Below are 22,248 nucleotides of genomic sequence, written 5' to 3'. Positions count from 1 at the left end.
ATTAACTGGTCATTGGCCAGGTAGGGCCGACTTCTTCCAAAACATCCAACCGATGTAGCCGACGATGCCACAGGTCGCCAGTATCACCAACATCGACATCCAGCCGATGGGGCTGTCCATGATCAAGTTAAACCAATGAGACATGGGAAACTCCTTGTAATACGTGTGAATACGGCTTCTACCCTACCCCATGCCTGACCGCCTCCCCATGATCCGGATCAAGGAGTGTTGCGCAAATGATGCACAGGAGTAATCAGCAGGTTGCCGAGCTCGACGAGACCATCAACCCCGCCCTGTCCCAGGCGCTGGAGCCCGTCCGCCTCAACGTCTGGTGGCTGATCCCCGGCGCCCTGTCGGTAGTGGCTGGCGTCATCGGCATGGTGCTGCCGTTGCTGCCGACGGTGCCGTTTCTGCTGCTCGCCAGCCTGTGCCTGGGCAAAGCTCACCCTGGCTGTCAACGCTGGTTGCTGACCCACCCCTGGCTCGGTCCGCCTTTGGACGCCTACCTCAATCGGCGTCCGGTAAGCCCCAGGCAGTTAACCCTGACCCTGATCAGCCTGTGGTTGGGCATGGGGCTGGCGATCACCCTGGCGCCGCTGCTGCCGGTGCAGTTGCTGTTGCTGAGCATCGGCCTCGGCGTCTCTGTGCATCTGTGGCGACGAGTCGGGCCAGTGCTGCCACAGGTTGAGCCCACCGGCAAAGACACATAGACTGGAGAAAACTCCGGGGCTTACCCCCATTGCGACAAGGATGCGCCATGCCCTCCCTGCTGGTGCGCCGCCTGCTTTCTGTGGTGGCGCTGCTGTTACTGTGGCCGGTTCACGCCGAGCCGGCCCCGACCTTCCTGACTCTGAGCCTGAGCGACAACGGCGAAGTGATGCTGACCGAGCCGCCCCTGGACACGCCGCTGCTGCTGGTCACCAGTTTGCCTGGCGGGCTGGGCTCCAACGACGTCGGCCTGGATCGGGGCCAGCTGGGCAGTCAACGGCTGGTGCAGTTTGAGCGCCACGGCGCCGCCCTGGTGCTGCGTCAGCTCAACAGTGGATTTCGCGCCGACTCGAATTCGGCCGCCGAAACCCAAGCGGTCAAACACGCCTTTGCCGAAACCATTCTGTGGCGGGGCCGCCTGGACCAAAACGGCCAAGCATCGCTAGACCCGTTGCTGCAACAGGATCTGCACGGCATCGCCGAGCGCCTGAGAGCCACCGAGCAGGGCCAGTTTCAACTGCAACCGTCACTGAGTTTCGTCGCCGATCAGGGCATCAAGGGGTTTGTCGATAACAGCGACATCGACATTCAGGTCAGCTTCACCGGAGATCAGGGCGGACCAGAGCTGCAGCGGGTTGCCGCCGATCCTTCCCGGTTGTCTCTGAAGGTGCGGTTCTCCTTTATCCGTCTGCCCGAAACACCGATGACCCCGGTGCCGTTCCACCCGCAGTCCGGCTTTTTTGCTTACCAGTTCAATGATTACAGCCAACCACTGTCGCAACCGCTGCAGGTGCGCTGGCAGCCCAGGCACCGGTTGCAGAAACTGACACCTGGCGCAGCGCCGTCGGCGGTCGCCAGCCCCATCGTCTACTACCTGGACAATGCCGTGCCCGAGCCGATGCGCACCGCCCTGTTGGACGGCGCGGAATGGTGGCGCAAGGCGTTCGAGCAAGCGGGCTTCCTGGATGCCTTCGAAGTGCGGATGCTGCCCGAGGATGCCGATCCCCAGGACATGCGCTACAACGTCATTCAGTGGGTTCATCGCGCCAGTCGCGGCTGGTCCTTTGGTGACGCCATCCTCGATCCCCGCAGCGGTGAAATCCTCAAAGGCCATGTGACCCTGGGGTCGCTGCGGGTACGCCAGGACGATCGCATCGCCCGCGCCCTCAGTGCCGGCTGGCCTGACCGGCAACAAGCGTTCGCCGATGCCCAGCAGTTTGCCCTGGCCAGGCTTCGGCAACTGGCGGCCCACGAGGTCGGCCACACCCTGGGACTGGCCCACAACTTTGCCGGCTCTGCCAGCGGCCACGGTTCGGTGATGGATTACCCCCATCCGAAGCTGAGACTGGAAAACGATCGCGTGCAGCTGGCCGGCGCCTACGATACCGGGCTGGGGGAGTGGGACTACCACGCCATCCGTTTTGGTTACGGCAACCCCAGCCGTCAGCACAGCCTGGCCGCCCAGGCCACCGAGCAGGGGCTGCTGTACCTCAGTGACGCCGATGCCCGGGCCCCGGGCAGCGCCCATCCGGCCGCCAACCTGTGGGACAACGGCCAGGACCCCATCGCCGAGCTGTCGCGGTTACTTCGAATTCGACAACTGGCGCTGACCCAACTGAATCCCGCAGCGCTGCTGAGCGGCGAGCCCGTCAGCGAACTGACCACCCTGCTGGTGCCCACCTACCTGCTGCATCGCTACCAGACCGAGGCTGTGGCAAGGCTGATAGCCGGGGTGGATTACGATTACGGCACGTCGAGTCCCCGTTGGGTCAGCCCTGAGCGCCAGCAACAGGCCATCGATGCCCTGATCACTACCCTGATGCCGTCGACTCTGGCCTTGCCGGAATCGGCGCGCCACTACCTTCAGCCCCACCCCGCCGGCTACCAAAGCAGCCGCGAGCACTTCGGCTCGCGTCTGGGCCCCATCAGCGATCCCCTGGGGATGGCCGAGGTGGCTGCCCGCCATTGCCTGACCCTGATGTTGGCCCCCGCACGCCTCAACCGACTGATGCAACAGCACCTCGACGACGATGAACTGCCCGGATTAACACAACTGCTGGAGCCGCTCGCCGAGGCAACGCTACTGGAGGGGATTGACGAAGGCCGCCGTGGCGCACTGCAGATGCGGGTCAACGCCGTTAGCGTCGATGCCCTGCTGAGCGCCCGCCACGACGACGACAGCGCCCCGGAGGTGCAAGCGCTGCTGAGTGCGACCCTGACCGACATTGGCGACCGTCTGCAGCGAAAAGCGCGCCGCTCCGACAGCACCGCCGCCGCCCATTACCGGCAACTGGCCGAGGTGATTAAGCGCGGACTCGGCGACGACAGCATTCGGGCCATCCCGGCGCCGCTGCCGCTGCCGCCGGGGTCACCGATTTAACCGCCGCCAACAAAAACGGGTCGCCGCAGCGACCCGTTTTTCTCTGTCTCGACGACTTAGACCAGCTTATGCCGCGGTGCCACCACGATGTTGCGATTGGCGACCCGCACTTCGTGGATCACCACCTCAAGGCTCTGGGACAAGCGGAACACCTGCTCACCGTCGAACTGGGCCAGCCCCTGATCCCCGACCAGAGTCAGCCTGGACTTGTCGTCAGTCAGCAGGGGCGCCGGCAGGAACACCACCGCGCCGTTCTCCTGCAACCGTAGCCGCACGCCGCCACGATTGATGTCGATGATCTCACCCACAAACACCTCATCGGTGCCGGCCTTCGGTGCCAGGTAACGGGCGAACAGCCAGTCACCCACGTCCCGCTCGCACAAGCGGTGCAACTTACGCATCGCCGTCAGGTGGTCAATCAGCGCCGCATCCGGCAGAGACTCTGGCGTGCCGCCCTGAATCACCGCCTTGAGCAGACGGTGATTAACCATGTCGCCGTACTTGCGGATCGGCGAGGTCCAGGTGGCGTAGCCTTGCAAGCCCATGCCGTAGTGGGCACCCGGCGTGGCCGCCATCTCGGAGAACGCCTGCATCCGCCGCAAGCGGGCGTCCAGATAGCCGTCGGGCTGAGCGTCCAGGGCCCGGCGCAACTCGCAATAGCCAGCCAGAGTCTGCAGTCGCTCGCCATCGAATTCGAGGCCATTGTCCGCCAGCATCTGCCGGGCTGCGTCTACCCGCTCGCTGTCCAGGCCGGCGTGAACGTTAAACACGCCGCCGCCGACCCGTTCCGCCAGCAGTGCCGCCGCCGCCGAGTTGGCCAGAATCATGGTCTCCTCCACGATGCGGTTGGCGATTCGGCGTGGCTCCACATGAATGGTGACCACGTTACCCTGATCGTCCACCTCGAAGCGGTAATCCGGGCGATCCGGGAACACCAGTGCGTGCTGTTCGCGCCAATCGATGCGTGCCTGAGCCAATTGATGCAACAAATCGATCTGCTCGGCGATCACCGCATCCTGTGGCTGCCAGGCCCCCTCCTGTCCCTCGAGACGATCCGAGACCTTGTCGTAGGCGAGCTTGGCGTGGGAAGCGATGGTCGCCAGTGAAAACTCGGCGTCACCGGCACTGCCGTCGCTGGCCACAGGAATCCGCGCCACCACCGCGTAGCGCTGCTGGCCTTCCACCAGAGAGCACAGCTCATCGGCCAGCTGCCGCGGCAGCATCGGCACATTAAAGCCCGGCAGGTATTGGGTAAAACCGCGTTTACGCGCTTCCACATCGACTTCGTCGCCGGCTTGCACGTACGCGGTCGGATCGGCAATGGCCACGTGCAGCCACCAGCCGCCCTGCTCCCGAGCCTCCACATACAAGGCGTCATCCATGTCCTTGGTGGACTCGGCATCAATGGTCACAAACGGCAGCTGGGTCAAATCCTGACGCTGGCTGTCGCCCGGGGTTTGCCACCCCTGAGGATCGGCCGGCTCGGCCTTGGCCAGGTCGTGTTTGGCCAACACCACCCACCAGGGCACATGGGGATCGTTGTGTGCCGCCACCAACTCGGTGATCTCCACCTGAAAATGGGGCTCATCCGGACGCAGCGGATGCTTCACCAGCTGGGCCACCACGTAGTCGCCGTTGGACAACTCAGAGCCCTTGAGGCCCTTGCACTTGGCCCGCATCGGCTCGCGCATCAATGGGTGATCCGGCACCACGTTGAGCCGCTCTTTGACGAACTTCACTCGAGCGATAAACCGGTCTAACCCCACTTCCAGCAACTGATCCGGTTCGGCGACGGGCTTGTCTTTTTCGGTTCTCAGTACCGCCGAGACCCGATCGCCGTGGACCACTTTCTTCATGTAGGCCGGCGGAATAAAGTGGCTGTCGCCCTTGTCAGTTTCCAAAAAACCGAAGCCACGCTCGGTGGCCTTGACCTGGCCTTCGACCGTGGGCAGGGTCTCTTTAATCTGTGCTTTGAGCTGCTGCAGCAGCGGGTTGTCCTGGAACATCCAAAGAATTCCGTGGTTGCCAAAAGGGAGTTAAGCCACCCCAGCCGGGTGACCCAAAGAGAGGCAAGTTTAAGGGATAAACGAGTCAATCACCACGCCTTTCCCCCCGGATTCAGACCCGGTTTTGCGGCTTGCCTTGGAGAAACGCGGCCAGGTTCGCCACCGCAATATTGAGCAGGTTCTGCCGCGCCTGCAGGGTGGCCCAGGCATTATGGGGAGTAATACTGCAGTTGGGCGCCGACAGCAACGGGTTGTCGGGCCGGGGCGGTTCGCTGCTGAGCACATCCAGGCCGGCGGCGGCGATGGTGCCCTGATGCAGGGCCCGGGCCAGATCCGCCTCATTCACCAGCGGCCCACGGGCGGTGTTGAGCAGCATCGCGGTGGGTTTCATCAGCGCCAGACGACGGGCATCGATCATGCCTTGATTGTCGTCGGTCAGCGGGCAGTGCAAGCTGACCACGTCGGCGCACTGCAATAACGCCTCCAGCGGCATCCAGCGGCGCCCTTCGGGCAGATCGGTTTTGCGGCTGGGCGTGGTCAACACCACCCGCATGCCAAAGCCCTCCGCCATGGCGGCCAGCCGACGGGCGATCTCGCCGTAGCCCACCAGCCCCAGAATCTGCCCCTGCAGCGACTGCAGTGGCCCATCGTAGAAACAGAAGTCGTCGCTGGCGCTCCAGTCCCCCCGGGCCACCCGCTGGTGGTGCCAGGCGACCCGGCTGCTGTGATGCAGCAGGTGCGCCATCGCCATCTGCGCCACCGACGCGGGGCCGTAGGCAGGCACATTGGTGACCACGATGCCACGCTCGCGGGCAGCCGCCACATCCACCACGTTGACGCCGGTGGCCAGCACGCCGATGTATTTGAGCTTCGGCAGCTGTGCCAGGGTCGAGGCCGTCAGCGGCGTCTTATTGGTCATCAGCAGCTCGGCCGCGGACGCCCGGGCCACAACCTGTGACGCCGGCGTTCGTTCATGCACCTGAGTCGAGGCCAGTGCCCGCAGCGGCTCCCAGCTCAAATCACCGGGGTTCAAGGTGTGTCCGTCCAATACCACCAATTGCTTCATTGCCGCTCCTCAGCCAGTTAATGCTTGGGGTCAGCGCTCATTAGAAACGAATCCGCAGGCCAACGCCATAGTCGAGATCCATCTCCAGATCCTTGCCGGGATAAAACACCGGCACCAGCTCGGCAAACAGCTCCACCTGGTCGATCTGCGTCGCCAGGCCAGCTTTGAGCCGCAGACCAATCTCCTCATCGTCGGTGTCGCTGATCATGCCACCGACACCAAAATACAACGCCGGATTGATGTTAGACGGAATGCGGCGGTCGACACTGACCGCGAAGCGCTCGACGCTGACCCCCACATCCCAGCCTTGAGCGTGCACGGTAACGCCGTTATCGCTGCCCAGTTGAATCCCCACCCGCGGCGACGCCCAGACCGGCGCAGCCAAGGTCAACCCCAACGCCATCATCAACCACTGTTTCATCTCGTTTGTCTCCACTGAAAAAAGGCGGCTCATTGTAGGAGTGGCGACCCTCGGGTCAATGCCGAAAAACCGAACCTCGCTGCGGCATTTCCACAGTGCGTTGTTTTTACAAATGAAGTGTCAGTACGCTTGGCCTGGCCACCGCCAATCGCGCCCAGGTCGTTAACCCAAAAAAGCCGTGGAAGCACAGAGAGTATGGACACAGCAAAAACACAAACGCCCCCTGATGGTGCGTCAGAGGGCGTCGGGTCTTCGAAAAGACAGATCGTGCAGGAGATGATGAGAGTCGGTTTGGAATTGCCAGCCGACGTGGTCACTGTACGACGAACTGGCACTGAATGCAAACAATTCTTATTTAAACCTTCTCGTTCAGGTACTGACCCGAGACGGGCTCAGACGGATAGTAGTGCTCTGCCACCGGATCGGAGGGCCTGGGCGTGTAATGCTGATCGATCTGCGCCAGGGTCTCGGCTCGACGAACGCTGTCGGCAAACGCCATCGCCTGCTTGACCTCACCACCGTCGTCGACAGAGGCACCGACCGCGGTCAGGTAGGCGTCCACGGTGGCCTGCTGCTGCTGGCGGGCACTGGCCGCCAGTATCACCTCTTTATTCTGCTGCAGCTTTTCCACCGGCGGCGTACCCGTAACCGCTGGGCGAAGAGAGGCATAACTGACTGTCATGGAGGAGATATTCATAAGCACCACTAAACAATGAGTTGAGTGACAATAATATCACTGCAGTGGCGGCGAATCATCTTGAGAGTGACTGCGGTTCCAGATTCGTTCAGCTTGGCGCCCCAGCAGCCAGAAGCCCGCCCCGGCAATGGCAAACAACAGCCCCTTGTGCAGGCTGTCCCAGAACTGCTCGAAGAAGCGGCTGTAGAGGTTGAGTATCAGAAACCCCAACCCATACAGACGCAGTCCGACATCCTCTCGCCTCAGGCCCCAAAGCATGGCCGCCACGCTCACCAGTGCCGCCAGCAGCGCCCAGGGCCACAGTTGCCACTGGGGCTGGGCTGACCACAACTGGGGATCATGGTGGTTGCCAAACAGGCTCAGCAACCACAGGTTGATGAACATCAGGCTCAGGCCGATGTGCCAGGTAGGTGCACGCAACGGCCGCCAGGCCGGACGCGACATGGCGCTAGCCGACAGCGCCAGCGCCGCCCCCAACAGGGCCAGGCGCGCCGGGGGGTTCATGCCATACCACAACGCCTCCCAACCCACCTGCTGCACCGAATGCACCAGTAGCCAGGTCGCCAGAGTCAGCAGGGCCACCGCCCAGATCAGCGACGACCTCAGCCACGCCCCGAGCCAGGCATACACCATGACCGCCGACAGCAGCCACCAGCGCCACACCGACTCGTCCACCGACAGGTAGTCTGCCAGATAGATCAGTGCCCCAGCGATGGCCGCCACCGCCCCCAGGAACAGGGCTTCAACCTGATAGCGGCGGCGGTGGTCCCGCCGCCGTAATCGCTGCCCCTGAATCAGCAGCCCCAACGCCAGCAGCGCCAGTCCAATGGCGCGCACCAGCACCGGCGCCTGAAACACGCTGGCGATCCAGTCGATCACCCGTTGATCCAGCAGCACACTGGCCACCGACACCCCCAGAGAAACCAGGGCCACCAGGAAGCTGTACCGGGCCAGCCGCCGCCAGTCGAAACGCCGCACCTCGATGGTGGCCGTTAACCGCCGCACGGTGTCGGCATCCAGCAATCCCTGTTGCTGCCATTGCTTCAGCGCCCGCTTAAGGGCATCCGCTTCCCGGTTATCCCAGCTCATGGCCGCTCCCCTGTGGCTGACTTATCTCAGTTTGCGTTCGCTGCGAACCACCTCCCAGGCGGCCTGAATGTCCTGGCTCTTCTGCCGGGCCAGGGTCATCATCTCCTCGGGCAGGCCCTGGCTGGCCAGCTTGTCCGGATGGTGCTGCGCCATCAGTTTGCGGTAGGCGCGCTTGATCTGGCGGTCGTCATCGTCGGCCGTCACCCCCAGCAGGCGGTAGGCGTCGTCCAGGCTCGGTCCCTGTGAGCCGCTGGCACGATAATGATGCTCCCCTTGCCACATCGACAGCATCTGTTCCAGCTCCTGGGGCGAGAACCCGAGCTGACGGGCAATCTCCGCCAGGATGGCGCGCTCCTTGTCGTCGATGCTGCCATCGGACAGGGCGATCTGAATCTGAATCTCAAGAAACATCCGCGCCAGATCCCGACGAAACGCCATCACCAGTTTCAACTGCTTGAGCCGCTCCTGCAGCGGATAATCGGCGGCCTTGCCTTCCCGGAACGCCGCCTGAGCCTCACGGCGAGCGTCGCCAGACAGCCGCAACTGGTCCATCACCGCCGAAGCCAGGGCGATGTCTGCCGAGGTCACCTGCCCCGACGCCTTGGCGACGTGGCCCATCACCGCGAACGTAGTGTGGAAAAACAGGTTCTGGCGTGGACCCGAGGTCGGGGTACGTCGTTTGTCCACCAAAATGTGCCCCAACCAGACACCAAAAATCAGTCCGGCAATGCGGCCAAAAAAGAACCCCAGCAAACCGCCGAATACCTTACCCCAAATCTGCATTTAAACCCTGCTCCAACTGTTGTAACCGCTGTGGCGTGCCTACGTCACACCACCGCCCTGAATAGATTGTCCCGCTGATGCGCTGCTGTGCCATCGCCCGCCGCAGCAGCGGCGCCAGGCCAAATCGGCCCGGCTGGCAGCCATCAAACAGCGCCGGCCGGTACAGGCCGATACCGGAAAAGGTCAGCCTGGGTTGACCCTGATCACTGACCCGCCCCGCCTGCAGCACAAAGTCGCCGCCGGGGTTGTGAGCCGGATTGGGCACCAGCCAAAGGTGAGCCAGGTCGGTTTCGGACAGCATCGGCAGCCGGTCGAACTCCAGCTCACAATAGACGTCGCCGTTGACCACCAGAAACGGCGCCGCCCCGAGCCAATCCAGCGCCTTGAGGATGCCGCCACCGGTTTCCAGCGCCTGCTGTTCATGCTGGTAGGTAATCTTCATCCCCCAACGGCCACCGTCGCCCAGCTGCTCGGGAAACTGCTGCCCAAGCCAGGCGGTATTGATCAGCACTTCGCGAATGCCCGCCGCCGCCAGTCGCCGCAGGTGGTATTCAATCAGCGGCGTCTGCGCCAGCGGCAGCAACGGCTTAGGGGTGGTGTCAGTCAACGGCCGCATCCGTTCGCCGCGGCCGGCGGCCAGAATCATCGCTTTCACACCAGCACCTCCAGTTGCTGGCGCCACTGGCGGGCCAGTTGCGCCAGCGGCCGGGTGTCATCATAGCCGTCGGCGGCCTCGATGACGTACTCCAGCACCCGCGGCAGATCCGCCAGGTAACCGGGTTTGCCGTCGCGATGGCACAGGCGGGCAAAGATCCCCAGCACTTTCAGGTGCCGCTGCAGGCCGGTCAGATCATACCAACGCTGGAACTGGGCCCGATCGGCACCGCCAAGCCAGCCCAGGGCCGACAAGCGCTGATAGTGACCGTCCAGCAGCGGCGTCAACTGTTCCGGCGCCCAGCGGACGTAACAGTCTTTCAGCAACGATACCGGGTCATAGGTCACCGGCCCCAGCACTGCGCCCTGATAATCGATGATCGCCAGGTGCTGATCCACCACCATCAAGTTACGGCAGTGGTAATCCCGGTGGACCCCCACCTGAGGCTGAGACAGGGCGTTGTCCACCAACAGATCACACAGTGGCGACCACAGGGCGTCGAAGTCGCGGTTCGGCTCCTGACCCAGGTGAATCTTGAGGAACCACTGTGGCAACAGCGACAACTCCTGCCGCAGCAGGGCCTCGTCGTAGGCTGGCAAAGGGCCGTCTTCGGTGGCGGTAATGGCACCAATCTGCGCCAACAGCGACAGCGCCTGAGAGTACCAGTTCGCCAGCGTCGAGGCCGACAAGTAGCGCTGCAGGTGGTCATCACCGAGATCGCTCTGGCACATGAAGCCCAGCTTAAGATTCGAATGCACTATCTCTGGAGCCGGTAAACCGGCCTGGTGGTAAGCCCGGGTCATGGCCACAAAGGGGGCACTGTTTTCCTTGTCCGGTGGTGCATCCACCGCGATGTAACTGTGACCCTGATGGGAAAAGCGGAAATAACGCCGATAACTGGCGTCTCCGAAGATCAGAACCAAATCCTGAATCGATGGACTAAAGCATTGATTAAGCCAGCCTTGTAGCTGATCTCGACGGCTATCTTGCATCTCTGCCCCTTGAATAGCCCAAAGTTGAAAATTGCTTTATCATACGTCTTTTGCGCGGGCGAAAAATGGTTTTCGTTTGCCGGTAAAATAATTAGGTTGTTTTAACCAATTTTATTAAGTCTCTGTCCAGCATACTAAACTCCTCTATGGCCAGTGTGGCGTCGGGAGAATCGGTCGGTTTAACGCCCTTTGGGGAGCGGTGTCCCGGCCAACGGACGGGGACTCTTTTGCAATGGTATAGGGAGCAGAGCGCCCCTGCCAATTGCAAACACTCCAAAAGGATAAAAATGCGCTATCAACTCGCAGTTGCATGTTGTTGCCTGCCCTTTGCGGCGTGGAGCCAGGAAGGACAGGTGCTGGTCCCGGACACCCAGTGCACCATTACCCTTCCCGTACCCATGATGGTCGACCCCAACGCCACTAATGATGAACAAGCCTCATCCGCGCCGGTGACCGTACGCGCCGATTCGAGCCAGGCCATCGCCGGCGTCTCAGCCAAGTTTCAGGGTGACGTCAAGCTGCGCCAGGGTAACCGGGCCATCAACGCCGACAACGCCGAAGTGCTGCAGCTGGAACAGAAAGTGCTGGCCAGTGGCGATCTGGTGTATCAGGACCCTCAGGTCACCATCACCGCTGACGATCTGACCGCCGACACCGACAAATACAACGCCACCCTGAGTCAGGCTAAATACTGGTTGCACGGCCAGCAGGTCCATGGTGACGCCAATGAACTGCAGATCACCGACGACAACAACATCGTCCTCCAGGGCGGTTCGTTCACCACCTGTCCCGCCGAGGTGCCCGACTGGGAGCTGAAGGCCGACAAGATCATCATCGACAGCAACGAAGAGTGGGGTGAGATCTACAGTGCCCAGGTGCGGTTGTTTGATACCCCGGTGTTCTACGTGCCTTACATGACGGTACCGGTGTCGGACAAGCGCAAGACCGGCTTCCTGTTTCCCTCGTTCAGTACCAGCACCAAAAATGGCGTCGACGTTAAGGCCCCGTTCTACTGGAACATCGCGCCCAACTTCGACATGACCATCACCCCCCAGGTGATGAGCTCCCGCGGCGTCTGGCTGGCCACCGAAGGCCGCTACCTGACCGAGCAAAACGCCGGCATCGTCAACCTGGAGTACATCGGCAACGACCGGCTCAGCAGCCTCACCGGCAGCCCGGATCGCTACGCCTATTCCTGGGAACACAGTGCCCGACTGGACAATGGCTGGCGCCTGCACGCCGACTACGCCACCATCAGTGACGACAACTATTTCAACGATTTCGACTCGGCCATCAGTGCCAGTACCGACAACCAGCTGAGCCGGGTGGGCGAAGCGTCCTACTTCCAGGAGAACTGGAACCTGGGCATCAAGGTGCAGGACATCAAGGTACTGGGCGACGATCAGGACCCGTTTCAGGTGATGCCGCAGCTGGCCTTCCAATACCGGATGCCGGCCTTCTATCAGGGGTTGGACTTCAACTTCGATACCGAGCTGACCAACTTTACCCACCAGGACAATCAACAGCTCAGTGCCCTTCGCTGGCACATGGAGCCGACGCTGACCCTGCCCTACCAGACGCCGGCAGGCAGCCTGACCACCGAAATGAAGCTGATGCAGACCTTCTATCAGCAGGACGTGCCCAGCAACAACAACGACCCCTTGTATCAGGACCTGGACCAGTTTGTCAGCCGGACTCTGCCCCAGTTCCGGGTGCACGGTCAGGCCAACTTCGAGCGTCAGCTGACGTTCTCCGGCAGCCCCTACCGGCAGACCCTGGAACCCCAGGCCCAGTACCTGTTCATTCCCCATCAGGATCAGTCTGACATCGGCGTCTACGATACCGCTCAGCTGCAGGACGACTACAACGGTCTGTTCCGCGATCGTCGCTTCTCTGGCCTGGATCGTATCGCCGACGCCAACCAGCTGACTCTGGGTGTCGCCACCCGCTTCTTCGACGGCGACAACCAGGAGAAGATGCGTTTCGCCCTCGGCCAGATTTTCTACCTGTCCGACAGCGAAGTCAGCCTGCCCAACGAGTCCAACCAGATTCAGCAATCCAGCTCGGCTCTGGCCATGGAGTTGGACATGCAGGCCGCTACCCACTGGTTCCTGGCCGGCTCACTGCAACTGGACACCAACGCCGGCGCCACCAACAAGTCGGAAGTGACCCTGGACTACCGTCCCGGCAACAACAAGCTGGTGCAATTTTCCCATCGTTATGTGCCGGAACTGGCCATCGACGAGGACACCGGTGAGTTCATCGACATCAACCAGTTTGGCTTCCGTACCACCTGGCCGATCGCCAAAGACACCTACTTCGTAGGCAACTATTACTACGACGGCAACCTTAACCGGACCGTCGAAAGCTATGCCGGCGTTCAGTGGGAATCGTGCTGCTGGGCCGTGCGCCTGACCTACGATCGTCACCTGAACACCAACTACAGTGACAGTGGCTTTACCACCATCAGTCAGAGGGACGACTACGACACCAGTTGGTCCCTGACCTTTGAGTTGAAAGGGCTGGGATCCTCCGGTCCACTGGGCGTCAGCGACATGTTGGATGAGGGCTTGTTCAACTACCGGCGCCCCTACTACCTCAAAAACTGACAAAACAAATGTGTTACAGTGCAGGAACCGTCGCTGAAGTCGAGGCTCTAAGCGATAACTGCACCGAAAAAAATGGATGAAGGATGAAGGTTCGCAATTTGATTATTAGTGCCGTGGCGGCGTTCGCCATGGCAGGATCCGCGCTGGCACAGCCACAGCTCTTGGATCGCGTCGCCGTATTGGTTAACGACGGCATTATTCTGGAAAGTGAGATCGACGAACGGGTCGAGAACATCAAACGCTCGGCGCTGCAAAGCGGACAAGCCCTTCCCTCCGACACCGCCTTACGCACTCAGGTGATCGATCGCCTGATCAATGAGAGCCTGCAGATGCAGATGGCGGATCGCATGGGCATGGTCATCAGCGACATTCAGCTGGATCAGACCCTGGAAAACATGGCCAAGGATCAGGATCTGACTCTGGAGCAGATGAAAGCGGAAGTGGAAGCCGGCGGCGACAACTACGCCCAGTACCGGGAAAACATCCGTCGCGAGATCATTCTCGGCCAGGTGCAGCGGGTACAGGTTCAGCGCCGTGTGCAGGTGTCTCCTCAGGAGATCGACGCACTGGTGAAGATGATTGAAGACCAGGGCCTGCAAAGCACCGAATTCAACATGGGCCACATCCTGATCAGTGTCGCCAATGACACTCCCAAGGCAGTGGAAGAAGCCCGTACCCGTGCCGATAAGGTACTGGCACTGCTGAACGATGACGCCGATTTTGCCAAGACCGCCATCTCCGCATCCTCCGGCCCTAAGGCCCTGGAAGGCGGTAACTGGGGCTGGATGAACGTCAACGAGATGCCAACCCTGTTTGCCGAGCTGGTGCGCGGCCGCAAAGCCGGCGACATCATCGGCCCGGTAAAAAGCGGCGCCGGTTTCCACATCATCAAGATTCTGGACACCCGCGGTCAGCAGATTCAGGAAGTGGACGAGGTTCACTCCCGTCACATCCTGTTGAAGCCGTCACCGATCCTGAGCGAAGACATGGCCAAGCAGATGCTGGATGACTTCCTCAAGCAGGTGCGCGATGGCGACGCCGACTTTGCCGATCTGGCCAAGCAATACTCGGAAGATCCGGGCAGCGCCGTCAAAGGCGGTGACCTGGGCTGGGCCGATCCCAGCATGTACGTGCCGGCGTTCAAAGACACCCTGGCGTCGCTGAAGCAAGGCGAATACAGCCAGCCCTTCCGCTCGACCCACGGCTGGCACGTGGTGCAACTGCTGGAGCGCCGCACCACCGATACCACCGCCAAGATGAACAGCGACCGCGCCTATCAACTGCTGTTCCGTCGTAAATTCAATGAACAGGCCAACGCCTGGTCTCAGGAGATGCGGGCCAAAGCCTACATCGAAGTTGTGGAGACTAAATGACCGTACGTATCGCGGTAACCCCGGGGGAACCCGCCGGCATCGGCCCGGACCTGGTGGTGCAACTGGCTCAGCAGGACTGGCCGGTTGAACTGGTGGTCTGCGCCGACCCTGACCTGATTATTGAGCGGGCAAAAATGCTGGGGCTGCCGATCAAGCTGCAGCCCTATCAGCCCGGTAAGGCCGCCCAGCCACAGCAGGCGGGCACCCTGACCATCGCGCCATTTTCAGTCAATGCACCGGTTAAATGTGGCGAGCTGAACGACAAGAACAGCAGCTACGTGGTGGACACCCTCAAGTTTTCCAGCGAGAAGAACATGAGCGGCGATTTCGCCGCCGTGGTCACCGGCCCGGTCCACAAAGGCATCATCAACCAGGCGGGCATCCCCTTCTCCGGTCACACCGAGTACTTTGCCCAGCAGGCCAACTGTCAGGACGTGGTCATGGTGCTGGCCACCGAAGGCCTGCAGGTGGCGCTGGTGACCACCCACATTCCGCTGGCGTACGTGTCCAAGGCGATCACCCCGCAGCGACTGGAGCAGGTCACCCGGATTCTGCACCGGGATCTGCAGGACAAGTTCGGCCTGGCGGATCCGCGCATCCTGGTGTGTGGCCTCAACCCCCATGCAGGCGAAGGCGGCCATCTGGGCAAAGAGGAGATCGAAGTCATTGAACCGACTCTGAATCTACTCCGAGCCGAAGGCATGAACCTGATCGGTCCCCTGCCCGCAGACACCCTGTTCCAACCCAAATACCTGGAAAACTGCGATGTGGTGCTGTCGATGTATCACGATCAGGGCCTGCCAGTGCTAAAATACAAAGGATTTGGAAAATCCCTCAACATTACCTTGGGATTGCCCTTTATCCGCACCTCCGTCGACCACGGCACCGCCCTGGATCTGGCTGGCACTGGCCAGGCCGATTCCGGCAGTTTCGTCGTCGCCCTGAATAAAGCAATTGAACTGACAAGTAACCACAATCGATGAGCAACAATGTTCATATGGGCCACCGCGCCCGTAAGCGCTTCGGCCAAAACTTCCTCCACGACATGACGGTCATCGACCGCATCGTCGCTGCCATTCACCCCACCAACGACCACACTCTGGTCGAGATTGGTCCGGGTCTGGGCGCCCTCACCCAACCGGTCGCCGAACAGGTGGACTGCCTGAACGTGGTCGAACTGGACCGGGATCTGGCTGCCCGCCTGACCGAGCAACCCGGCTGGGGCAAGAAGCTGAAGATCAACCAGGGCGATGCCCTGAAGTTCGATTTCTCCAGCCTGATTGAACCGGGCAAAAAGATGAAGATCTTCGGCAACCTGCCGTACAACATCTCCACGCCGCTGATGTTCCACCTGTTCGAGTACGCCGAGCATCTGGAAAACATGCACTTCATGTTGCAGAAAGAGGTGGTGCAGCGACTGTGTGCCGGCCCGGGTCACAAGAACTATGGCCGCCTGACGGTCATGGCCCAATACTACTGCAAGGCTGTCCCGGTACTGGAAGTGGGCCCTGGCGCCTTTACCCCGCCGCCGAAGGTGGATTCTGCCGTGGTGCGCCTGGTGCCACACACCGTCAAGCCCTACCCGGTGGACAAGGTCGAGGTGCTCAGCAAGGTGTGCCTGACCGCCTTCAACCAACGCCGCAAGACCTTGAGAAACAGCTTCAAGGGCCAGCTGGACGACGACGCCTTTGCCGCCATTGGCATCGACCCGACCCTGCGGCCTGAACAGTTGCCGGTTTCCGGATTCGTGGCCATCGCCAACTACCTGTGCCGCAAATAAGCTGATGCCCAGCCGACTCGCCCCCCTCAAGGTTGAGGTTCAGTGTCAGTACATTGAATCTCAATCCGATCCGGACCAGCAGCACTACCTGTTTCAATACACAGTGACCCTGGAAAATCGCCACGAACAGGCGCTGACCCTGACCCACCGCCATTGGCAGATCACCGACGGCAACGGCAGTCTGAATAAGGTCAGCGGCGAAGGGGTGGTGGGACAGACACCGACCCTGGCGCCGGGGGAGCGCTTTGAGTACAGCAGTTCGGTGGCCCTGGCGACACCGGTAGGCAGCATGACCGGCTTCTACACCCTGCTCAGTGATAACGGCGAAGTGCTGCAGAGCCCCATCGACCGCTTTCCACTGCGTAAACCCCGGAGTCTGCATTAAGCATGGCCAACTACTTTGTCGGTGACATTCAGGGTTGCTACGACGAGTTGCGTCGGCTAATGGACAAGGTCAGCTTTGACCCGGACCACGACGTGCTCTGGTCTACCGGTGACCTGGTGGCCCGCGGGCCGGGGTCGCTGCAGGTGCTGCAGTTGTTTCGCCAACTCGGCGATGCCGGTCGCACCGTGCTGGGCAACCACGATCTGCACCTGTTTGCGGTCCACGCCGGCCTCAAACGACCCAAACCCAAGGATCGCCAACAGGAGTTGCTGGACTCCGCCGAGTGCGACCAGTTGATTCAATGGCTGCGCCAGCAACCGCTGCACTGCCACCTGCCGGAGCACCGACTGTTGATGACCCACGCCGGGGTGCCGCCTCAGTGGGATCTGGACACCGTGCTGCACCAGTCCGCCGAGGTCAGCCGCACCCTGCAGTCGGACAACTACCTGGACTTCATCGCCCAGATGTACGGCGATAAGCCGGACCACTGGGATCCCAACGGCGATGACTATCAGCGCCTGACCTACACCATCAACTGCCTGACCCGGATGCGGCTGCTCCACCCCGATGGCCGACTGGATTTCTACAGCAAGGCAGGCGGCCCCGACGGTGAAGGCGAGCTGCTGCCCTGGTTCAGCCACCCCCACCCGCTGCTGGATCGTTATCGCATCGTGTTCGGCCACTGGGCCGCCCTGATGGGACGCACCCGCCATGCCAACGCCATCAGCCTGGATACCGGCGCCTGTTGGGGCCACTGGCTGACGTTCTGGTGCCTGGAAAACGACACCCGTTACATCGAACACGCCCATCGCAGCTGGGGTTAAATCGTCAAAATTTGGTCAAAGGTCAATCGAATATCGGTTCGGTTTTCCCGACCTCAGAACCGTAACTATTTACTGCAAACCCGCCTTCAGCTTGATACCATGATTTCGAATGGGGGAAAATTAAGCTAAGGACAATACTAACAATGAAACTAACGGTCTCGCTGCGCGTTATTGGCGGCTTCACGTTCGTCACCCTGCTGTTGCTGATACTGGGCGGCCTGTCTCTGGCCAGCATCAACAACGTCGAAGAACACACCCGTGTGTTCCAGAGCTTCTCGGTACCGGCCAAGGATAAGGTCAACGAAATTACTCAGAACCTCAATAACCAGTACATCGACATCCAGTCGGCGTACAACACCACCGACACCAGCCGCCTGACTCAGGCAGAATCTGGCCTCAACACCCTGGACTCCGAGTTTCAGCGCCGTTACCAGGAGCTGGTGACTCTGCTGAGCAGTCGCCAAAGCTTCGCCCTCAACACCGGCGACAGTGAGCAGCAGTACCAGCAGTTCCAGCGCAGCTGGCAGCAGATGCTGACCGACAAGCGCAGCCTGGTCACCCAACGGGCCAACCTGGCCGAACTGGTGGAAGAGATGGAAACCGCCGGCGATGATGCCAGCTCGATTCTGCTGGACATCATGGATCTGGAAGCCTCTGACAATCGCATCGAACAGCAGATGGCCGGCGAAGCCAACAACCTGGATACCGCCGTGGCCAGCATGGTGTCCATCGCCCTGGAGATGGACAAGATCAGCACCAGTGCCGATCTCGACACCCTGAGGCAAGAAACCGAATTCCTGCTGCGCAGTGTCGACTACCGCATCGAATCCCTCAAGAAAGACGCCGCCGAGGTCGGTCAGCAGGAACTGGTGACCGAACTGACCGACTACCTGACGCTGATGACCGACCAGCTCACCTCCGAACAAAGCCTGATCCAGCTGCAGGCGGAAAACCTGCGCCTGATTCAGTCCATCGATGCCCAACTGGCCAGCAGCCAGCGTCACTATCAGGCACTGATGGCCATCAGCCAGGACCTGCAACAGCGGCTGGCGACCATCAACACCGAAACCGGTGACCTGGCCATCGATTCGCTGCAATCTACCCGCACCGAGACCCTGGCGGTGATGCTGCTGTCCATCGTGGTCGCCACCTTCATCAGCGTGGTTACCGTCCGCTCCATCACCCGGCCTCTGGCCCACGTCAACGAGGCGTTGGCGGTATTGGCCGGTGGCGACCTGACCAAGCGGATCGAGATCGACAGCCAGGATGAGTTTGGCCGCCTGGCCCGCAACATCAATGCCCTGTCCGACAGCCTCAGAGAACTGATTCGCTCGATTCTGGAGCGGGCCGACCAACTGGCCGCCGCCGCCGAGGAAACCTCCGCAGTAACCGCCCAGACCACCTCGGGCATTCAGGAGCAATCCAGCCAGATCGATCAGGTGGCCAGTGCCACCAATGAACTGTCCAGCTCCGCCAATCAGGTGGCCACCAACGCCAACGACGCCCTGGGTGAAACCCAGCAAGCCGACGACGAAACCCGTCAGGCCCGGACACTGTCGGAAACCAACGGCCAGCTGATTCAGACCCTGGCCAATGAGGTAGAGCAAGCCGCCGGCGTCATCAACAAACTCAACAGCGACACCGCCGCCATCGGCAGCATTCTGGACGTGATTCGCGGCATCGCCGAGCAGACTAACCTGCTGGCATTGAATGCCGCCATCGAGGCAGCCCGGGCTGGCGAACAGGGCCGTGGCTTTGCCGTGGTGGCCGACGAGGTGCGCTCGCTAGCTTCACGGACTCAGGAGTCCACCACCGAGATTCAACAGATGATCGAGGTGGTTCAGGCTGGCGCCAAGGAAGCGGAGCGAGTGATGCAGCAGAGCCAGGAGCAGGCTCAGCGCAGTGTGACCACCACCGAAGAGGCCAACGCCGCCCTGGAAGCCATCAGCGACTCCATGGGTCGAGTGGTCAACGCCGGCAATCAGATCTCCCAGGCGGCCAGTGAGCAGAACACGGTGTCGCAAACCATCTCCGAGAAACTGGAACAGATCGCCACCATCTCCGAACAGACCTCGTCCGGGGCGGTGCAAACCGCCTCCTCAAGCCAGCAGGTGGCCCAGTTAGCGGAAGAGTTGCAGCAGCAGGTTCGGGAGTTCAAGGTGTCCTGATCCACGCTCAACACAATCAGGCGGCCACTGGCCGCCTTTTTTGTTCGCGGTTCCAGATCAAAAAAGAGCGACCGAAGTCGCCCTTTCAAAGTACAGAGGGAAAGGATCAGCCGCCGATGCGATCGTTGATGGCGCTGACGATGGTGCTGTCACCATGGCCGTGGGCACTGGCCCACTCCAACACGCTCTGGCCATCCTGCTCTTTGGCCTTCAATTGGGCCGCCGACAGTTTCTTCACCAGAAACACCCCTACGCCATCGGCATTGTTGGTCATGGCACTGCGAATCATGCTTTCGCCATTGCACTTAATGCCGTCGTAGATGGTGCGCACCTTGATGCGGGACTCTTTCAGTTTCTTGCGCAAACGGCTTTTATTGTCGGCTTGAACGTACTGACAAATATTGGCAATCAGCTGGTCGTTAGCTTGAACCGGGGCTACCCATGCCAGGCTCAACGCCAGGGCACCTGTTGCCACCAGACTCAATCTTGTTTTCATTTTTTGCCACTCCTTGTTACTTATCGTTATATCCGGTTACCTTTAGCTAACAGCGACAGGATACCGTAAGACCTGAACGATTCAAATTGAACAAGGGAGATGTCATAACAAAAATCGATGGATTAAACGTCGCTCACAATTCGCTCTAAGGTAACGAAATGCAGATCACAGCAATTGCGCTCATCGGCAGGGTGGATCTGTCGCTCAACCTCCTGCCAAGCCTCTGAATTATAATCGGGAAAACGAGTGTCGCCCTCTACCTGCATCTGCGCCAGAGTCAGGTACAAGCGATCTGCCCGCGCCATCAGGCTCGAATACAGCTGGCCGCCGCCGATGATCATCAGCTCCTCCTCAGACTCAAGCAGGGCCAGCGCCGCCTCGATGCTGGTCACCACGCTGACGCCCTCGGGTCGATAGTCCGGGCGACGACTGATCACCACGTTGTGGCGGCCGGGCAATGGCCGGCCAATGGACTCATAGGTGCGCCGTCCCATCACCACCGGCTTACCCATGGTCACCGCTTTGAAATGCTTCAGATCCGCCGGCAGGTGCCAGGGCATCTGGTTGTCCTTGCCGATCACCCGATCGGCCGCCATACAGGCGATCATTGAGATACGCATCATGAGTCCCTAAATGATTGATTTGGTGCGAAACAGCAACAGGCTCGGCATCGCCAGGCCAACGCTCAGCGCCCCCAGTATAAAGATGGTTTTCAAGGCGTTATACACCACCGGCATCAGAGTCGCATCGGTCACGCCGATGGCACTCATCTCCACCAGGCCGATGACGGTGTTAAAGGCAAAGGTGCCGGGAATCATCGGAATGATCGCCGCCACGCCGAACAACTGCATCGGCGCCAATGTTTGTCGCGACCATAAGGTAGACAGGCCGCCGACCGCAACGGCCGCCGCAAACGTGGCCCACTCAATGGGCGCCCCCCAGTGCATGCACACCGCCCGCAACATATGGCCGACCGCACCGGCCAGGGCGCAGCGCCACAGGAAACGACCGGGGACGTTAAACACCATGGCAAAGCCTACGGCGGGAACGGCGGCGTAGGCACCATTAATCAGTAACTGGATCAGATTCATAACCAGCCCATCCCGGTGAGTTGCATCGCCAGGGTAATGCCGATGGCCGCCGAGGCGGTCATCAACGTCGCCTGGCCCCAGCGCGCCAGGCCGACGTTGTAATGGCCCTTGACCATGTCACTGATGGCATTGAGCAGCGGAAAGCCAGGCACCAGCATCAACACCGCCGCCGCCATCGCCACTTCGGCGTCCGGGGTTGGCCACACCATGGCCGCCAGCCTGGCCACCAGGGTGGTAACAAAGGCGGTCGACGCCCAGTTGATCAACAGGTTGAAATGGCGTTTGGCCAGTTGCTGGCGCACCACCATGCCGATGCAAGAGGCCAGCACGGTCAACAGCACCGCGGTATCGTCGGCACCAAACAGATGGGCAAAACTGCCGCAGGAGGGGCCGATGATGGCCACCACCAACCAGGGGTTCCAGCTCCAGGGAGTCAGGTTACGCAGCTTGCTGCCCACCTGCTCGATGTCCAGCAGTCCCTTCTCGGCCATGACGCAGATGCGCTGCACCTCGCACACCATGGCCATGTTGAGGCCATGATCCCGCAGCCGCCGGGTGGTGGTGACACAACGCTGACGAAACAGGGTGGTCATCACCAGCGAATTGGAGGAGATGGACAGCTCCACGCTCTCCGCCCCCAGGGCAATCCCCAGTCGCTGGCCGATGTCTTCCACCAGCTCACTCTCCGCCCCCCAGGCCAGCATTAACTGAGCCGCCCGCACCGC

Annotated in this window: 22 protein-coding genes; 9 read left to right on the top strand and 13 right to left on the bottom strand. The window is 61.0% G+C overall.

Features of this window, described 5'->3' with window-relative positions; all coding sequences use genetic code 11:
* Nucleotides 1–9: 9 nt before the first annotated feature.
* The gene (locus tag J8Z22_RS01960) at nucleotides 10–144 is read right to left on the bottom strand and encodes a DUF3149 domain-containing protein (RefSeq protein WP_084144406.1); all 135 of its coding nucleotides are present in this window, start codon (nucleotides 142–144) and stop codon (nucleotides 10–12) included.
* A gap of 92 nt (nucleotides 145–236) precedes the next feature.
* Here J8Z22_RS01960 and J8Z22_RS01955 point away from each other — a divergent pair, with 92 nt between their 5' ends.
* On the top strand, nucleotides 237–710 hold the full coding sequence (locus tag J8Z22_RS01955) for a YbaN family protein (protein ID WP_252008502.1): 474 nt from the start codon (nucleotides 237–239) through the stop codon (nucleotides 708–710).
* 47 nt (nucleotides 711–757) lie between these two features.
* A complete protein-coding gene (locus tag J8Z22_RS01950; protein WP_252008500.1) occupies nucleotides 758–3,088 on the top strand; it encodes a zinc-dependent metalloprotease in 2,331 nt (776 codons plus the stop codon).
* A 56-nt stretch (nucleotides 3,089–3,144) separates the two neighbouring features.
* Here J8Z22_RS01950 and J8Z22_RS01945 read toward each other — a convergent pair whose 3' ends face one another.
* From J8Z22_RS01945 to J8Z22_RS01910, 8 genes are all read right to left on the bottom strand, one after another.
* Nucleotides 3,145–5,094: an exoribonuclease II gene (locus J8Z22_RS01945; protein ID WP_252008498.1), complete on the bottom strand. Its 1,950-nt coding sequence runs from the start codon at nucleotides 5,092–5,094 to the stop codon at nucleotides 3,145–3,147.
* Nucleotides 5,095–5,206: 112 nt separating this feature from the next.
* A complete protein-coding gene (locus J8Z22_RS01940) occupies nucleotides 5,207–6,160 on the bottom strand; it encodes a D-2-hydroxyacid dehydrogenase (protein WP_252008495.1) in 954 nt (317 codons plus the stop codon).
* Between the two features lie 40 nt (nucleotides 6,161–6,200).
* Nucleotides 6,201–6,581, bottom strand: a complete 381-nt coding sequence (locus J8Z22_RS01935) for a hypothetical protein (protein ID WP_028112862.1) — start codon at nucleotides 6,579–6,581, stop codon at nucleotides 6,201–6,203.
* Between the two features lie 355 nt (nucleotides 6,582–6,936).
* The gene (locus J8Z22_RS01930) at nucleotides 6,937–7,263 is read right to left on the bottom strand and encodes a hypothetical protein (protein ID WP_252008494.1); all 327 of its coding nucleotides are present in this window, start codon (nucleotides 7,261–7,263) and stop codon (nucleotides 6,937–6,939) included.
* A 51-nt stretch (nucleotides 7,264–7,314) separates the two neighbouring features.
* Entirely contained in the window at nucleotides 7,315–8,367 is a 1,053-nt protein-coding gene (locus J8Z22_RS01925; RefSeq protein ID WP_252008492.1) for a hypothetical protein, read from the bottom strand.
* A 21-nt stretch (nucleotides 8,368–8,388) separates the two neighbouring features.
* The gene (gene djlA / locus J8Z22_RS01920; RefSeq protein ID WP_028112860.1) at nucleotides 8,389–9,150 is read right to left on the bottom strand and encodes a co-chaperone DjlA; all 762 of its coding nucleotides are present in this window, start codon (nucleotides 9,148–9,150) and stop codon (nucleotides 8,389–8,391) included.
* Nucleotides 9,134–9,805, bottom strand: coding sequence for an N-acetylmuramate alpha-1-phosphate uridylyltransferase MurU (gene murU, locus J8Z22_RS01915; protein WP_252008490.1), 672 nt, complete (start codon nucleotides 9,803–9,805; stop codon nucleotides 9,134–9,136). Before murU ends, djlA begins: the two co-directional genes overlap by 17 nt.
* On the bottom strand, nucleotides 9,802–10,797 hold the full coding sequence (locus J8Z22_RS01910) for an aminoglycoside phosphotransferase family protein (protein ID WP_252008488.1): 996 nt from the start codon (nucleotides 10,795–10,797) through the stop codon (nucleotides 9,802–9,804). Before J8Z22_RS01910 ends, murU begins: the two co-directional genes overlap by 4 nt.
* Nucleotides 10,798–11,078: 281 nt before the next feature.
* Between J8Z22_RS01910 and lptD the strand changes: the two genes are divergently transcribed.
* The 7 genes from lptD to J8Z22_RS01875 all read left to right on the top strand — a co-directional run bounded on the left by lptD (nucleotide 11,079) and on the right by J8Z22_RS01875 (nucleotide 19,936).
* Nucleotides 11,079–13,406: an LPS assembly protein LptD gene (gene lptD / locus J8Z22_RS01905; RefSeq protein WP_028112857.1), complete on the top strand. Its 2,328-nt coding sequence runs from the start codon at nucleotides 11,079–11,081 to the stop codon at nucleotides 13,404–13,406.
* 83 nt (nucleotides 13,407–13,489) lie between these two features.
* Nucleotides 13,490–14,779, top strand: coding sequence for a peptidylprolyl isomerase SurA (gene surA, locus J8Z22_RS01900; protein WP_028112856.1), 1,290 nt, complete (start codon nucleotides 13,490–13,492; stop codon nucleotides 14,777–14,779).
* Entirely contained in the window at nucleotides 14,776–15,762 is a 987-nt protein-coding gene (gene pdxA / locus J8Z22_RS01895; RefSeq protein WP_028112855.1) for a 4-hydroxythreonine-4-phosphate dehydrogenase PdxA, read from the top strand. Before surA ends, pdxA begins: the two co-directional genes overlap by 4 nt.
* The gene (gene rsmA / locus J8Z22_RS01890; RefSeq protein ID WP_028112854.1) at nucleotides 15,759–16,559 is read left to right on the top strand and encodes a 16S rRNA (adenine(1518)-N(6)/adenine(1519)-N(6))-dimethyltransferase RsmA; all 801 of its coding nucleotides are present in this window, start codon (nucleotides 15,759–15,761) and stop codon (nucleotides 16,557–16,559) included. Before pdxA ends, rsmA begins: the two co-directional genes overlap by 4 nt.
* Before the next feature lie 4 nt (nucleotides 16,560–16,563).
* Nucleotides 16,564–16,944, top strand: coding sequence for a Co2+/Mg2+ efflux protein ApaG (gene apaG, locus J8Z22_RS01885; protein WP_028112853.1), 381 nt, complete (start codon nucleotides 16,564–16,566; stop codon nucleotides 16,942–16,944).
* 2 nt (nucleotides 16,945–16,946) lie between these two features.
* Complete coding sequence (locus tag J8Z22_RS01880) at nucleotides 16,947–17,768, top strand: symmetrical bis(5'-nucleosyl)-tetraphosphatase (protein ID WP_252008485.1); 822 nt, start codon at nucleotides 16,947–16,949, stop codon at nucleotides 17,766–17,768.
* A gap of 143 nt (nucleotides 17,769–17,911) precedes the next feature.
* The gene (locus J8Z22_RS01875; RefSeq protein WP_028112851.1) at nucleotides 17,912–19,936 is read left to right on the top strand and encodes a methyl-accepting chemotaxis protein; all 2,025 of its coding nucleotides are present in this window, start codon (nucleotides 17,912–17,914) and stop codon (nucleotides 19,934–19,936) included.
* A 106-nt stretch (nucleotides 19,937–20,042) separates the two neighbouring features.
* Here J8Z22_RS01875 and J8Z22_RS01870 read toward each other — a convergent pair whose 3' ends face one another.
* The 4 genes from J8Z22_RS01870 to J8Z22_RS01855 form a co-directional block, all read right to left on the bottom strand.
* Complete coding sequence (locus tag J8Z22_RS01870; RefSeq protein WP_028112850.1) at nucleotides 20,043–20,432, bottom strand: DUF3718 domain-containing protein; 390 nt, start codon at nucleotides 20,430–20,432, stop codon at nucleotides 20,043–20,045.
* Between the two features lie 122 nt (nucleotides 20,433–20,554).
* Nucleotides 20,555–21,052 (bottom strand): type 3 dihydrofolate reductase, encoded by a 498-nt coding sequence (gene folA, locus J8Z22_RS01865; protein WP_252010436.1) that lies wholly within the window; start codon nucleotides 21,050–21,052, stop codon nucleotides 20,555–20,557.
* Between the two features lie 9 nt (nucleotides 21,053–21,061).
* The gene (locus tag J8Z22_RS01860; protein WP_028112848.1) at nucleotides 21,062–21,523 is read right to left on the bottom strand and encodes a threonine/serine exporter family protein; all 462 of its coding nucleotides are present in this window, start codon (nucleotides 21,521–21,523) and stop codon (nucleotides 21,062–21,064) included.
* Nucleotides 21,520–22,227 (bottom strand): threonine/serine exporter family protein, encoded by a 708-nt coding sequence (locus J8Z22_RS01855; protein ID WP_051252633.1) that lies wholly within the window; start codon nucleotides 22,225–22,227, stop codon nucleotides 21,520–21,522. Before J8Z22_RS01855 ends, J8Z22_RS01860 begins: the two co-directional genes overlap by 4 nt.
* Nucleotides 22,228–22,248 lie beyond the last annotated feature (21 nt).

The sequence above is a fragment of the Ferrimonas sp. SCSIO 43195 genome (assembly GCF_023716685.1).
GTDB classification, from domain to species: domain Bacteria; phylum Pseudomonadota; class Gammaproteobacteria; order Enterobacterales; family Shewanellaceae; genus Ferrimonas; species Ferrimonas kyonanensis.
This window is presented reverse-complemented; position numbering and strand designations above follow the sequence as displayed.